General features: G+C 53.6%; 12 protein-coding genes and 1 tRNA gene. All 13 read right to left on the bottom strand.

The window, feature by feature from the left end:
- Positions 1 to 9: 9 nt before the first annotated feature.
- Positions 10 to 972, bottom strand: coding sequence for a Coenzyme F420 hydrogenase/dehydrogenase, beta subunit C-terminal domain (locus tag VGK27_11880; protein HEY3490803.1), 963 nt, complete (start codon positions 970 to 972; stop codon positions 10 to 12).
- A gap of 280 nt (positions 973 to 1252) precedes the next feature.
- Complete coding sequence (locus VGK27_11885) at positions 1253 to 2590, bottom strand: polysaccharide pyruvyl transferase family protein (protein HEY3490804.1); 1338 nt, start codon at positions 2588 to 2590, stop codon at positions 1253 to 1255.
- A complete protein-coding gene (locus VGK27_11890) occupies positions 2591 to 4048 on the bottom strand; it encodes an oligosaccharide flippase family protein (GenBank protein HEY3490805.1) in 1458 nt (485 codons plus the stop codon). It abuts the gene before it with no gap.
- Positions 4045 to 5535, bottom strand: a complete 1491-nt coding sequence (gene xrt, locus VGK27_11895; protein HEY3490806.1) for an exosortase — start codon at positions 5533 to 5535, stop codon at positions 4045 to 4047. Before xrt ends, VGK27_11890 begins: the two co-directional genes overlap by 4 nt.
- A 7-nt stretch (positions 5536 to 5542) precedes the next feature.
- The gene (locus VGK27_11900; GenBank protein HEY3490807.1) at positions 5543 to 6664 is read right to left on the bottom strand and encodes a DegT/DnrJ/EryC1/StrS family aminotransferase; all 1122 of its coding nucleotides are present in this window, start codon (positions 6662 to 6664) and stop codon (positions 5543 to 5545) included.
- Positions 6664 to 7164: an acyltransferase gene (locus VGK27_11905; GenBank protein ID HEY3490808.1), complete on the bottom strand. Its 501-nt coding sequence runs from the start codon at positions 7162 to 7164 to the stop codon at positions 6664 to 6666. The genes VGK27_11900 and VGK27_11905 overlap by 1 nt, the downstream gene beginning before the upstream one ends.
- Before the next feature lie 31 nt (positions 7165 to 7195).
- The gene (locus VGK27_11910) at positions 7196 to 8248 is read right to left on the bottom strand and encodes a Gfo/Idh/MocA family oxidoreductase (protein HEY3490809.1); all 1053 of its coding nucleotides are present in this window, start codon (positions 8246 to 8248) and stop codon (positions 7196 to 7198) included.
- Between the two features lie 94 nt (positions 8249 to 8342).
- Positions 8343 to 9536, bottom strand: a complete 1194-nt coding sequence (locus VGK27_11915) for a sugar transferase (protein ID HEY3490810.1) — start codon at positions 9534 to 9536, stop codon at positions 8343 to 8345.
- A gap of 218 nt (positions 9537 to 9754) precedes the next feature.
- Positions 9755 to 10504, bottom strand: a complete 750-nt coding sequence (locus VGK27_11920; GenBank protein HEY3490811.1) for a CpsD/CapB family tyrosine-protein kinase — start codon at positions 10502 to 10504, stop codon at positions 9755 to 9757.
- Positions 10504 to 12228 carry a hypothetical protein gene (locus VGK27_11925; protein ID HEY3490812.1) on the bottom strand — a complete coding sequence of 575 codons (1725 nt, stop codon included), beginning with the start codon at positions 12226 to 12228 and terminating at the stop codon, positions 10504 to 10506. Before VGK27_11925 ends, VGK27_11920 begins: the two co-directional genes overlap by 1 nt.
- A 29-nt stretch (positions 12229 to 12257) precedes the next feature.
- Positions 12258 to 12887 (bottom strand): polysaccharide biosynthesis/export family protein, encoded by a 630-nt coding sequence (locus VGK27_11930; protein ID HEY3490813.1) that lies wholly within the window; start codon positions 12885 to 12887, stop codon positions 12258 to 12260.
- 104 nt (positions 12888 to 12991) lie between these two features.
- The gene (locus tag VGK27_11935) at positions 12992 to 14491 is read right to left on the bottom strand and encodes a sigma-54 dependent transcriptional regulator (GenBank protein HEY3490814.1); all 1500 of its coding nucleotides are present in this window, start codon (positions 14489 to 14491) and stop codon (positions 12992 to 12994) included.
- A 151-nt stretch (positions 14492 to 14642) separates the two neighbouring features.
- Positions 14643 to 14719: transfer RNA gene (locus tag VGK27_11940), tRNA-Met, on the bottom strand.
- Positions 14720 to 14746 lie beyond the last annotated feature (27 nt).

Raw genomic sequence — 14746 nt, forward strand, 5'->3', positions numbered from 1 at the left:
TTGTTACCATCAACTGGATACACTATGCAAATATCCCTTTTTTAAAATCCTTTTTATAGTGCCAGCAACCGTCTTAATATTTTTTAATGTCGTATTTTTTTTCCAGAGTTGAGATAAATGAAAGCCTGGGTAAACCGGATGCGGAAGGCCGAGCAGTCGAAGCGCAAGAATTCGACCATGGATTTCTTTTCTCCGATTCACCAAACCTTGCGCCTGAATCATTTCTTCCGAATTCGCCGGGGAAAGTTCAAGGTAGTTACAAGCCATGGCCTTTTTCAAGATTTCCTCCCCCCGTTCGGTCCGAACCATTGCAAAGGAAAGGCCTGGATTTTCGTCCTGACCGTGTCGGTGCCAAGCATCTCCGCACGAAATGTCTGCCAACTCGCCCAAGCCGTCGGGACACAGGTGACAACGGAATGGTCTGTATTTTTGAATGAAGCCCCAGGACTCCTGGTAAGAGACGGAACGATGCCTGGAACCGTTTTCGTACCGGATGGTGAAATTACCCGGCCATCCTTCTCCGCGGTATCGAAGTTGATCGACCTGATCGCAGGAAATACCCAGTGATCGAATGAGATCCAGCGTGCCTCTTTCGCTGGGCGTCCCGGCGCAAAAAAAAGTCAGGGTAAGCACGTTTCTCGCAGCCAGTTCTGGGCGAATCTCCTTGAGTTGTTTGAAGGCGGCGACATCACAAGGCTTTCCGATAAATACAAATTTCCCGGTTCCCATCTCAGGGTCTGAAAATGCCGCACAAGGCGAGGAAGGGACGTAGCGGGATCCGGCAGCGGATAGCAGTTCTTCCCGGGTTCTGCTGAAGACAGTCCTATTTTTCCATGGCACTATCGGGTCGGTCGCGGTTTGCAGCACGAAGTCTACGTTTTCGTTTTCCAGGCAATATAGCGCCAATGCAGAGAGCAATCCCCCCGAAGAACCCCTGTATCGGATATCGGGTGCCGAGGCGTGACCGATCATGATCTTGCGTGATGGCCCCAAGAGTAACTCTACCCCTGGATCCGGTTGATAGCCCAGTTCTGATTCGACGCGGACTCCGGGACATACTTTCAGGCACTGACCGCACCGAATGCAGGCGGAAGAGATCGTCACGGGCCGATAGCCCGAAGTCTCGAAACTAGTCATGGAAATGGATCGCTTGTCGCAAGCAGGAACGCACGCTCCGCAACCTATGCACAAATTCCAGGAGACAACGTCGTTAACGGAAATAAATTGTTTCCTCAAGAACATGACAAAGGGTTCAACGAATCGCACACGAAATCATGGTTTTAAAAGACTTATAGATTTGATTTCTAGCAATTTCAATTTCCCCGGTTTTATCGATACTTGTCTGTTTGCAGCTCGACAGTTTCGATAGAATCATGTCAACGGCTTCAGTCTCTTCGACATTTCTGGCATCGATAACCATGTTTCCTTTCCCAACCGAATCGAAGACTCCGAAAAATTTTTTACTATAGGAGACCCCAACGGTCGGAATCCCTTGGGACAAGGCGGCGATACAGGCATGCATTCTGGATCCGACGAAAAAATCGCAAAGATTTACAATCCCCTTTATTTGAAATTGATCGTAATAGTAGTCAACCATGTGAACCCGGTCGGCATCGGATTGCGGAACGGAGTCCCGAATCTTCCGACATGCATCCGGATCACTTTCGACGTGTCCCTCTCCGCCATACGTATGAGGGATCAACAGAATTCTCCACTCTGTTGATTTCAAAATCCGATCCACAAGCTTTTGGACGAATTCATGGTAATTGAATAGTAGTCCGAACATGTTGGCCCGTGTGTAGCCTCCATTGAATAATAATCCGTTAACATTTAGCCCGAGAAGGGGTTCGTCCTTTTTGCGATCGGGTAGCGGGGGGGTAATTCTCAAATCTTGCGGTAATCTTGCGCCCAACGTAAACGCAACATCAGGGCAAAGAATGACCGGAATGGCCACCTTTCGATTTCCGAGCAATTGATTGACAACACAGATACCTTCTGCGTCGCGGGAGAGGATAAACACGGATGACCTCATGATTCGGGACGCGATCATTCGAGCTAATTTTGATTGATACGGTCCGTAGGTCTGCGGCATAAGCACAAGCGGTCGATCCATAAGAATTGCGATGAAGGCTGGAATGCTGCCCAGTATCATCCGCTTCAACCCGTATATGTCGCTAAAGCTATCCCCACCACGGATTTCGCCAACCAGATCGGTTTTTTCAAACATGGCAATCGCTTTGTTATTTCTTACAATCGCTTTTCTTAATAATCCGATCGGGATCATGCGATAGAATATAGCAAGAAACATAATCGTGATAATGTGTTCATGGAACCTTGACGAAGGTGATCGTCGATAATTGACAATGTCAACTGTAATATCTTTTTTAGGCGTCTTCATTATCAAAGATTTTCCTTGCTTCATCCCAAGAAACATGAAGATTTTTGCGCCGGGAATCAAGGAGTCAATAATAGAAACCAGAGAGGCCGAAAGCGCGGAAACTCCAAGATTGCCGGTTTCGGGTGAGGCACCCATCAGGCATATTTGGAGGTTGCTTGAGGTTACGGTTTCATTTTTAATATTTTTCGTCATTTATGCTTTGTTGCCAAAAAAGATAATTGATTTACTTTCTGCCCAATGTTGTTTAACCACATATATATAGAGCGCAATAGAAACAATGGCCCCAGAAAAAACATCTAATCTTGGAAGAGCATTCAGAATGTTTCTACTAGCAAACCATAAACCTCCAAACACAAATGTTGGTATCAAAGCATTAAGAAATATCGCGTAATAATTTTTTAAGTTTAGTTGGTTAATTGTGTGTATCTGATTTATTTGAATCATATTCCCGAAGATAGTTGCAACAAAACCCGCAAGTGCGGCGCCTGTAATCCCGTAGAGTCGAGTTGCCGGATAAATCAGAATCAGGATGATCAAGACTCGAACAATTGTGAAGTTTCTATGAAGGTGTGGGCGACCACTGGCAAAATAATAAGTAACTACTGGAAGGACGCTTACTCGTAGAAATTCAGTGATTAATATGATCCCGAACGCGACCCGCGCCCCAGAGTACCGTTTCCCGTAGACCACACCCAACAGGTAATCCGCATAGAAAATGACGAACAATATTCCTGGGACCATGAACAAAAAGATATTTTTTGTTATATTATGAATGTATTTATTGACTGTTAGTGTGTCATTCTGAATTTTCGAAAAAATCGGCATCATAATTCGATTGATCATAGATGTCACTAATTGGAATGGCATTCTTGCTAGAGATGCAACTAAGGTATAAAGTCCAAGTTCTGAAATTGTGCAAATCTTACCGACAAAAAAAACGTCGCTTCTCATAAATATAAATGTCATAACTGGTAGGCCGATCATGCCCTTTGAATACGACAAGAGTGAACGGATGTAATCTTTATCGAAATATAGATTAGGACAAAAGGGGGCAATAATGTAGGACAAAATCATTCTAGAAAAGGCTTCCAAGGAAAATCCGATTACAAGAGCCCATGTGCTTTTCAATACGAACGAAAGAATGATCGAAACAAGGATCCCTATTACGCTACCCCCATGGTAAATCAAGATCCAACGCTTAAATTTCATATCCTTTTGTGACACATAAGCATTTGGACTCATAAAACCATTAAAAAGAACAACAAGAAAAGCAACCCGTGTCATTCCGGTCAAATTCGGCGTATTGTAAAACTCCATCACGAACGGAGATGCAATATATGCTGCCAAATAAAGAAATATCGATCTTCCAGCGGAAATCCACCATGCGCCATTCAGGTAACCCTGCTCCTTCCCCTTGGGATTCTGAATGATCCCTTCTTTAATTCCAATTTCAGTAAAAGATTCAAATGCGCTGCTGATTGCCAGGATAATCGCCATTGCTCCGAAGGATTCGGGGGAAAGAATACGTGTGAGAATGATATTTCGTATAAATCGAAGACCTTGTTCGGAGCTGCTCCCAATCGCTACCCAGAGCCCTCCACTGATTGCTGAGTGCCGAAGAGACCCCTTTTCCCCCATGACCTTTTTCACAATTGGGCGTTTCTTGCGATTTCACTAAGTAGGCGGACGACGATATGTGGAGCTGTCCCCGTTGAAATTGGCTCTGTTTTCAGATATTGCATCGGAATCGTCACCGCGTAAAACATTCCGCTATTTTTGTTATGAAGCACACGGTTCAGGATCAGAAGATACTTTGCGTAAAAGCGATTGGAAGTGATGGTGCCTCCAATCAAATAGCCAAAATACACCGTTTTGTTTGAGTCTTTTGTCCCCTTAATTGCCATCCGCGTTTGAAAGGGGCCAATATTTTCATTGACCGAACCAATGTTAAGTTCGTCAAAGTAATAGTTGAATAGTTTTTTCCCTTTCTGTTGGGTTGCGAAATAAGCAACGAAAAGTTTTATTTTGTTCCCGGAAGGGTCTGTGTAAATTCTTTTGATTTTAGAATCAGAATTTTGATCTTCGTAAGGTTCTTCAAGAATAAAAACCTCCTTGCCTGCCCATGAATCAAGCAGTAAAGGGATGTTCATTGTTGGCATATAATCAGGAAATGGGCTCTGCTGAGCATTAAATGCAAATAAACCAGTTATTGACAAAATGATAAAAGCCAGCACGGAAGCATTCCTATTCGAAACCTGCCCCAGGTTGATTTCATGTTTTGGCGGGTCTTCGAAACATGTCTCAACCCGATTCGACGGAAAAATCTTATTTATCAAAATAAATACGATCAATAGCAGAAAAGACCCTACTCCCATAATAAAAGTTGAAACAATAAGAGTATTGAATGGGCCATGAATCGAAGCATCTGGTTGGAACTTCATCCAAATGCCAATCATTCCGATACGTACGCCATTTGAAAACAATCCTACGAAGAAGGATAAGAGAACCAATAATATTTTACCAATAAACGAAAGCCTTGAAATCAATGCTAACGGAATTGATAAAGCTACCAATGTCAAGATATGGTTGATTCCACTACACTCCTTTACCACGTCAAGTGTTGTGTGCGGAAGAATTATAAATTTACCCTCTTGTATTGCGGGCATGCCTGTCAATGCAAGTAAATTTGTTGCGATATTTGCTGACAATACCTGGAAATAAATACTGTATTTCCCCAATAGAACAGAAAAAAACGGAAACATGAACAACAAATAAAGGACCGGGAGCAAAAGGGCTAAAAACAGTTTGTATCCTGCAAACAAAAGTATTAACCCGAGCAGAGTTAAAACAATCGATCCTTCTTGAACTAAAGCCATATCACCAAATCGCCCGATCAGGTAAACAAAGCAACCCGTGATCAACAAAATAGACCCTGGAAGAATTAATGGAATTAACGGGATTTTGGTCAACTGTTTATGTTTTATCCAAACCAGATAACCGCTAATAGCAATTATCAAAAAACCGTGCGATAGCTCACCAGTCATCATGCCGTACGCTGCCTCCCTAAAGGGGAACCAATACGACACAATGAACAAAATGCCAACTACCGCTGTGTAGATGTGATTCTGTCTGCTCATATCCGGGTTATCGATTGATCATGGGTTCCGAAATAATGAGCTTAAAGTGGTCGACGGCATTTTGGATCTGTTCGATATTCAGCTCGGCGTACATCGGCAGCGACACGTATTCTGATGCGCCCTTCTCGGCCACAGGGAAGCTCCCCTGCCCTTTTCCGAGGAAGGCGTAGGCCTCTTGCAGGTGGAGGGGCACCGGGTAGTGGATGCCGCAGTGGACGTCCTTTTCGGCCAGCTTCGCGATGACGGCGTCGCGATCCTTCACGCAGATCGCGTAGATGTGGTAGACGGCCTTTCCGTAATCGGCTTCGGACGGCGTCACGACGCCGGGGATGCCCGCCAGCAGTTCGTCGTACAGCTTCGCGTTGCGGTGACGGGCTTCGTTCCACTGCTTGATGTGCTTGAGCTTCACGCTGAGGATGGCGCCCTGGATGCCGTCCATCCGCATGTTCCAGCCGATCATCGAGTGGTAGTATTTTTTCGCCTGGCCGTGATCGCGCAGCATGCGGGCTTTGGCGGCGACTTCGTCGTTATTCGTGACCATGCCGCCGGCCTCGCCGTAGGCGCCCAGGTTCTTGCCGGGATAGAAGCTGAACGCGGCGGCGTCGCCGATCGAGCCGGCCATTCGGCCCTTGTAGGTGGCGCCGTGCGCCTGGCAGGCATCCTCGACCACGAAAAGATTGTGCTTCTTGGCGATCGCCATGATCGGGTCCATGTCGCACATCTGGCCGAACAAGTGCACCGGGAGGATCGCCTTGGTCTTGGGCGTGATGGCGGATTCAAGTTTGGCCGGATCCATCAGCCAGGTTTTGGGATCGACGTCGACGAAGACCGGCGTGGCGCCGCGATAGCTGATGGCTTCGGTCGTGGCGATGAAGGTGTTGGGGACCGTGATGACTTCGTCGCCCGCCCCCACGCCGAGACCGGCGAGGGCGAGCCAGAGCGCATCGGTTCCGCTGCCCACGCCGAGCGCGTGTTTCGTGCCGCAGAACGTCGCGAATTCTTCCTCGAATTTTGCGACAAAGGGGCCGCCGGCGAAAGCGGTCTTGTCGAGAACGCTCTGGATGGCGACGGCGATCTCTTCCTTGATGGTGTCGTACTGGGCCTTGAGGTCGAGAAAGGGAACCTTCATTATTTCTTCTCCTCGGTGATCTTGCGAAGGATGCGGGCCGGGTTTCCGGCCACGATGGTGTCGGGAGGGACGTCTTTCGTGACGACGCTGCCGGCGCCCACGATGGCGCGCTCGCCGATCGTGACGCCGCAGAGGATCGTGGAGCTGGAACCGACGGAGGCGCCCCGCTTGATGAGCGTGGGGACGCAGACCCAGTCAGCCTCGGTCTGGAGCCCGCCGCCTTCGTTGGTCGAACGCGGGAAGGCGTCGTTGATGAAGGTGACGTTGTGGCCGATGAAGATGTCGTCCTCGATCGTCACGCCTTCGCAGATGAAGGTGTGGCTGGAGATCTTGCAGTTGCGACCGATCTTGGCGCCCTTCTGGATCTCGACGAAAGTTCCGACTTTAGAGTGGTCGCCGATCTCGCAGCCGTAGAGGTTGACAAAATCGTAGATCTTGACGCCTTCACCGAGCTTGACGTCCGGGGCGATCTTTTTCATCACGGGTGCATCGACGCACATCGACGAACTCCTTTGGGCGGTTTTTAGATGATCAGGCCATCGCGGGGACATCAGTCCCGAGCGTTGTGTCGATCTCGACGCTGCCGCCGCCGTCCTTGAGCGACCGGGAAGACGCCTCGAGGATCTGGATGACGCGAAGCCCTTCGAGGCCGCCGGACTCGGGCTTCGACCCTTTGCGGATCGAATCGAGGAAGTGCTGGGCCTCGACCTTGAGCGGTTCGGTCTGCTTGATGTAAGGGATGTGGATGTCGCCGTAGTGATACGAATAGGTGAACTCGGCGAAGGTGTCGTAGTGCGGCGGCGTCTCGACGCGCTTGTCGTAGATCTTGATCTTTTCGAGCGGCTCGTTGTCGTCGTAGACGATCATCCGCTTGCTGCCGACGATGACCATCTCGCGAATCTTGTTGGGGTCGAGCCAACTGCTGTGGATGGTGGCGAAGCCGCCGTTCGGGAAATCGATCGACATGTTGGTGACGTCCTCGATGTCCTTGTTGACGTGCGCCTTGCCTTGGCAGTTGACGGAGACGGGCGGCCTTCCGAGCAGGTAGAGGATGATCGAGATGTCGTGCGGCGCCAGATCCCAGGCGACGTTGATGTCTTTCTGGAAAAGTCCGAGGTTGAGCCGGCGGGAGCTGACGTACTGCACCTCGCCGATGTCTCCTGTATCGATGATCTCCTTGATGCGACGCACGGGGGCCGAATAGATGAACGTGTGGCCGACCATGAGCGTCAGCTTCTTCTTCTCGGCGATCGCGATCAGCTCGGCGCACTGCGCGGAGGACTGCGCCATCGGCTTTTCGATGAACGTGTGCTTCCCCGCCTCCAGGCTTTTTTTCGCCAGCTCGTAGTGCAGATGGACCGGGGTGGCGACGACGATGGCGTCGATCTCCTTGTCGGAGACCAGGCTGTCAAAATCGGAGGTGACCTCAACTGTGGGATAAAGCTCTTTCATGTGCTTCAGGCGGGCGGGTGCGGGATCGCAGATCGACTTGACCCGGCAGTCGGGAAGCGCCGAGAAATTCCGGATCAGGTTCGGTCCCCAGTATCCGCAACCGGCTACGGCGACGTTCAAAACCTTTTTCATACCCGTCTCCTCTTGTGATGGTGAAATATCGCGCTTGGGCTGCAAGCCGGGAATTGAATCGGAAATCGGTACGGCAGAAGGGATTTTGCGGCTCCTACGAGACTTTCTTCGCGGACGCGAGCGCCTTCGATTCGACGGAGGCCGTGCGGCGCGCGGCAAGCTGCTCACGGACCATGACGATGATGGCCGGGATCGTCTTGAAAATGATCTTGAGGTCGGTCCAGAAACTGTCTTGCCGGGCGTAGGAGATGTCGTAACGCATCATCTGCTTGAAGGTGGTCTTGTTCTTTCCGTTGACCTGCCACAGCCCGGTCATACCGGGAATAGTGTCGAATCGACGCGTGTGCCAGAGGTTGAAATCTTCGGCCTCGTTGGGCAGGCAGGGCCTGGGCCCGACGAGACTCATGTCGCCGAGCAGGACGTTGATCAGCTGGGGCAGCTCGTCGATGCAAGACTGCCGGAACAGCTTGCCGAACGGGATGATTCTCGGATCACGCTCGGCATCGAGCTTGGTCATCGGTTGGTCGCCGCTGCTGATCAGGGTGCTCAGATATTTTTGATGCTGTGACGCATCGTTGTCGACGTGCATGGTGCGGAACTTCCAGAAAGTGAACGGCCGTCCACGGTAGCCGATGCGGGTCTGCTTGAAGAAGACGGGCCCCGGGGAGACGATCTTGATGAAGAGGGCCACCAACAGGAACAGCGGGGAAAGAACGACAAGCGCCAGCAGCGCGCCGACGACATCGAGCGTGTCTTTCCAGAAGGGAAAGCGCCGCCTGAAGATCGGTTCGAGCTGCTGGGCGGCGAGTTCCGGCTCCGGAGCCACAAGCGAGCAGGCGATCCCGCCCGGCGCGGCGACCTCATCGGACGCTTTGCAGGCGGTGCCCTTCTGCTCGATCCAATTGGTCGGATAGGAATAGATGGTTGTATGGAGCACCGTGATGCGGGGTGCGGCGGACTGCCGGACCGCCTCGGCGAATTTCAAGGCGCCGTCGGGAGAGGTGCCGGGCAGGATGGCGGCAAGCGCATGGTCGTCGAACCAGCCGATGGCGTCGCTGTTGCGCGCGCGTTTGCGGATGGCCGTCTCGAGGTAGCGGGTGGTCATCTGGATGCTGCCGGTCGCGGACCCGATGCCGAAGACCACCAGGGAAAATTCGTGTCCGGTGCGATCGGTGCGGGCACGTTCGCGTTCGAGGATCAACAGGAAGTCTTCCCGGACGTGGATGCCGCTCGAGGACCGCATCCGGCTGAAGGTATCTTTCAGATTCAGGAAATCGAAGAAACTCATGAACGCCCCCTGCGGCCCTTCCCCACGTACGGCAAATCTATTCTGCCAAAATCAGTTACAAGATGCATGCCGGTTTCCTCCGGGAATACAAGAGAGGCAACCTGGCGCAATGATTGATAATTGTTGTTCTGACACATCATCATGAGGATGAGAGGCGAAACGGTGTGGGAAATAACTTTCCCTGATTAAGCAATTAAGCGGAGCTGTTTTCTTTGCCTTCAGGAAACATGATCGGAGGCCGAGGGCCTCTGATAATAGCTTCCGTAATATCGCTCGTAATATCGCTGCCTTTCGGGTTCGACCCCATTGATCACGACCCCGAGGATGCCCTTCTCCCCGATTTCTTCGGCGGCCCGGGAAAACATCTTGTGGGGGGTGAAGCCGGCACGGTAGACGAAGATGAAGCCGTCGACCAGGTCACGCAGACTAAGCGTGTCGGCGACCGGCAGCACCGGTGGGGTGTCGAGCAGGACCACGTCGAAACCGTCCTTTACCGACCCCAGGAAATCGCGGAAGACATTGCCGGAAAGCAGGTCGGCCGGTTCGGAGACGCGCAATCCGGCGGGGATGACGGTCAATCCGGGAGCGACCGTGTTGCAGACGATATCGCTAAGCGGCGCTCCGCCCGTGATGAAATCGGAAAGTCCCGGCTTGCCCGGAAGCCCCAGCCCGCGGGCCAGGTCGGCTTTGCGCATGTCGGTGTCGATCAGGAGCACCTTCTTGCGTCCGGACGATGCCAGGTTGGCCGCCAGCTTGACGCAAAGCGTCGTCTTTCCCTCCCCGGACACCGCGCTCGTCACCGCGAAGGTCTTGGCCTGGATCTGGTCGATCCTGTACTCGACCTTTGCCCGCAACGCCTTGATCTGCTCGGTGTAGATGGAGTCTTCGGCGCCGATGTTCAAGGTGGATACCGCTCCCGATGTCTTGCGGGGAATCGAAGTCTTGGAGTTCATGAACGGGAATCGCATCAGGCGCCTCGCGACAGGTTGAGGATGGTCCGGATCTTGTCGCCATACAGGAGAATGAATCCGGTGACGGCGAAGATGAAAATGGCGCCGACGCCGAAGACGACGGCCTGCCGGATTTTCCGATTTCGGATGTAGGCGCTGTCCTGGATCTGGGGGATGGAAGCCAAAATCGGGTAGGGATAGAAGTGGCGGAAATCGTGGGCGCTGCGCAACGCGGGGTTCAAGATCTCGATCCCGAACGCGCCACCCAGGCCGGCACCCAATGCGGCCAGGAGCGCGATGCCGAGAATCTTTATCCGGTTGGGCGTGAACGGCTCCTCGGGGAGGTTGGCCGGGTCGAGAATCTGAAATTGTTCCCCTTTTTGCCGCTTCTCGAGGTTTTGCGAGACGTCGGCGTCGAGCTTCTTTTTCAACAGGTCGTCGTAGGACGCCTTGAGGTTGTCGTAGTCGCGGGAGAGCGCGATCATCTCCTGTTCGCGTCGCGGAGACTGCGCCACCTTGGCTTCGACCCCCGCAATCCCGTTGAGGAGCTCTTGGCGCTCCTTCTTGATTCGGGGGATGTCGGCTTCGATCGAGGCAAGCTGCGCCTTGACGTGCCGAAGCTCGTCCCGCTCTTTGGTCGCTCTGGGCGGGACCGGCGCGATCGGCCCGTACTTGACGGAAACGGGGTTCCTTCGCTCGTTTTTTTGCGGAGGGGACGCGCTCGCGGGAACCGGGTTCTGGCGAGCCGAGACGATCCTTTTTTCGAGCTGCTCGATCTCCCCCTTCAGGCGCACGATTTCGGGGTACTTGTCGGTGTAGCGCGCGGACAGCTCCGTCAGCCGGTTTTGCTTGGCCTCCAATTCGACCACGAGCGCTTGGGCGGGGTCGACGGTCGACATCTGCTGGACGGGTTCGACCGTGCCGGTCCCTTCGCCGCCCGGCGTCGCAGGCGCCGGGGAAGCCTTTTCGATCTCGCGGATCTGGCTTTCGAGCATGCCGGACTGAGATTCCAGAAAAACCCTGCGATCCTCCGAGCTCCGGATGGAATCGGCGTTGGCGCGCAGTTGTTCCTGAAACCGGGACATGATCGAAATATTGGCCTGCATCTGCTGGGGCAATTCGCCCATGAACTGCATCTTGTACTGCCGGACTTTGGCTTCGGCGGATTCGAGTTTCGCCTTCGTGTCCTGGAGCTGCGAATCGAGAAACTCGGACGTGCCGACCGCCTGCGCCTCGCGGTTCTTCAGGTTTTCGTCGATGAAGAACGAAGCCAGCCGGGAAGCAGTCAACATGGCGGTTTGAGGATTTTCGTGGGTGAAGGAAAGGGTGAAGCTGTCGCTTTCCGTGTCGCGTTTTTTCTGCTTTTCAGTGGTTCCGACCTGGATCTCGATCCGCTTCCGCATCTCGTCGACGACGGCCTCGATCGGCTGCTTCTTGCGCATCTCCTTGAAAAGACCGAGCTCGTCCATGACCGCAACGAGTCGGGTGCGGCTCATGACCTGCTGCTGGATGGTCGCAAGCCGTTCTTCGATCTTGATGCTGACCGTCGATTTGACGTACCCCTCGGGGACCCGCTGCGGCACGACGAGGATCGTGGTGCTCGACTTGAATTTTTCTGGCGCGACCACGCAAAAGACGCTGGCGAGGAAAAGGATGGTAAGGATGGTAAACAGGACCGACCACTTGCGGCGCAAAATGATGGCCAGGTATTCCTGAGGTTCCATGTCGGGGCGAAGCGGCATCGATTAAGTTCCTTGGATGATCTGTTGGTTTAAGGAATGACGATCGTATCGCCGGGCTTGAGGAGGTAGTTGCCCTCTCCGCCTTCGTCGATGATCTTGTAGTAGTTGATCTTGCGGACTTCCTGCTTGAGGCCCGAGCCGCGGATAAGCTTGATGCTGCGCGGGGAGGCGAATTGCGTGAAGCCGCCGGCGGCGGACAGCGCCTGGAGCACGCTCGTTTCGCCCCGCAACGGGTAGGGGCCGGGCTTGGCGACGCTGCCGATGACGTAAAGCTTGGGCGCGTTGACCTGAAGGACGATGATGGAGACCTGGGGATCCTTCAGGAAGCTTTCGAGCCGCTTGTGCACGATTTCGGCGAGCTCGCCGGCCGTCAGCCCTTCGGCCTGGACGTCCTGGACCAGGGGAAGCGATATCTTCCCGTCCGGGCGAACCACGACGTCGAGCGTCAGTTCCTTGTTTTCCCAGACGGATACGCGAAGGATGTCTTCGGGACCCATCCGGTAGGAGGCGTCTGCGCCATGAAGCATCGCGCCGTTATCCTTGGCTGGTTTCGGGCTGATCGTAGCGACCGTGTTGTCCGCCCTGCCGGTTCCGGACAACACCGAAATCAGCAGAACGGCAAGCAGCGGACAGGCTACCGCCCATATGGCCTTGGCCATCGATCCTCCGTTGTCTTTTATATTCCTCTTCATAAATAGCCACTTAAGGGTTATGCCCTTAAGTTTTCCGCAAAACGGGTACGGATTTGCTCCTTGCCTTGAATCTAGGCTTCGTCGAGCCCGCACTCCTTGATCTTGTAGAGGAGCGCCTTGTAACTGATGTCGAGGATCGTGGCCGCCTTGCGCCGGTTCCAGCGCGTCTGCCCGAGGACGCGTTCGATCAGCACCCGCTCGGCGTTCCGTTGAGCGAGCTTGGCCACTTCCTTGAGCGTCGCGTTTTCGGGAGGCGGGGACGCGTGTCCCGCGTTGGGCGTCGGGGCGTAGCTGGTGAACGCGGTGGACCTTCCGCCCTCCGTCGAATAGGCCTCGTCGCGGAAATCGCGGAGCCCCGCAGGGGCGACGGCATCCATCTCGGTCGGGGTCGCATATCCGCCGTTGTCGCGCTTGCGAGTGAACTCGGAGATCAGCTGGGATTCGTTTCCCAGGATGATGTACCGCTTGATGTTGTTTTCGAGCTCGCGCACGTTGCCGGGCCAGGTATAGGAGAGAAACATCTCCATCAACCGGGGAGAGATGGGAACCGGTTCGCGATTGTACATCTCGGAATAGCGGTGCAGAAAATAATCGGACAGCAAGGCGATGTCGTCCTTGCGCTCCCGCAGGGGCGGAATCACGATGTTGACGACGTTGATCCGATAAAAGAGGTCGCGTCGGAACCGCCCCTCGTCGACCATGCGCTCGAGGTTCTTGTTGGTGGCGGTGAGGATGCGGCAGTTGGCCTTGACTTCTTTCTCGCCCCCGATCCGGTAGTACTGCTTTTCCTGCAGCACGTGAAGCAGCTTGCTCTGCAGGTCGAGATGCATCTCGGTAATCTCGTCGAGGAAGATGGTGCCGTTCTGCGCCATCTCGAACCGGCCGTATTTCCGGCGGTGCGCGCCCGTGAAAGCCCCCTTTTCGAAGCCGAACAGCTCGCTTTCGAGCAGCTCGCGGGGGAGTGCCGCGCAATTGACCTTGATGAAGGGCTCACCGCTCCGGTCGGACTCCTTGTGGAGGGCGCGCGCCATCAGCTCCTTGCCGGTGCCGGATTCGCCGGAGATGAGGACGGTGATGTCGGTGTTGGCCACCTGGTCGACGGTCGCCTGGAGCTTGGTCATCTGCTCGCCCAGGGAAAACAGCAGCTGATATTCCTCGTCGACCCGCACCTTGGTCTTGAGCTCCTGGAGCTCCCACTTGGCCTGGCTGTTCTCGAGCGCCATCTGGATCTTGAGCGCCAGCTCTTCTCCGTGGAACGGTTTCTTGATGTAGTCGCTGGCGCCATCCTTCATGGCCCGGACGACTTCCTCGACGTCGGACTGCCCGGAAACCATGATGATGGGGGTGGTCGGGGAATGGCCCTTGAAGGGCTTGATCAGGTCGACGCCGCTGCCGTCGGGCAGAAAGATGTCGAGAACGACGCAGGAGAACGGATGCAGAAGGAAGGCGCTTTCGGCCTCGGCCTTGTTGAAGGCCGTAATGACCTTATGGCCCTTCTCTTCCAGCAGATTTTTGGTGAATTGGGTGAATACAGGGTCGTCGTCAACAAGCAGCACGAGATGGGGCGTCATCTGGCTTGCCTCCGGCAACGACTATAATGCAAAACCTGATTGCTGCCGAATATACCATGAAAGGAAATATTTTTCCCAAGAAAAGAATGCGATTGCTGCCGGGGGCGGCATTTTAATCGATAAGCGAGATTTTGGGGAAAAATGGGAAAATTGGTGGCGGTGCAGGGACTTGAACCCCGGACACTGCGGATATGAACCGCATGCTCTAACCAACTGAGCTACACCGCCACGCAAAAGGAAAAGAGATTATAACGA

It is taken from the genome of Candidatus Deferrimicrobiaceae bacterium (assembly GCA_036504035.1).
Classification (GTDB): Bacteria; Desulfobacterota; Deferrimicrobia; order Deferrimicrobiales; family Deferrimicrobiaceae; genus JANXPS01.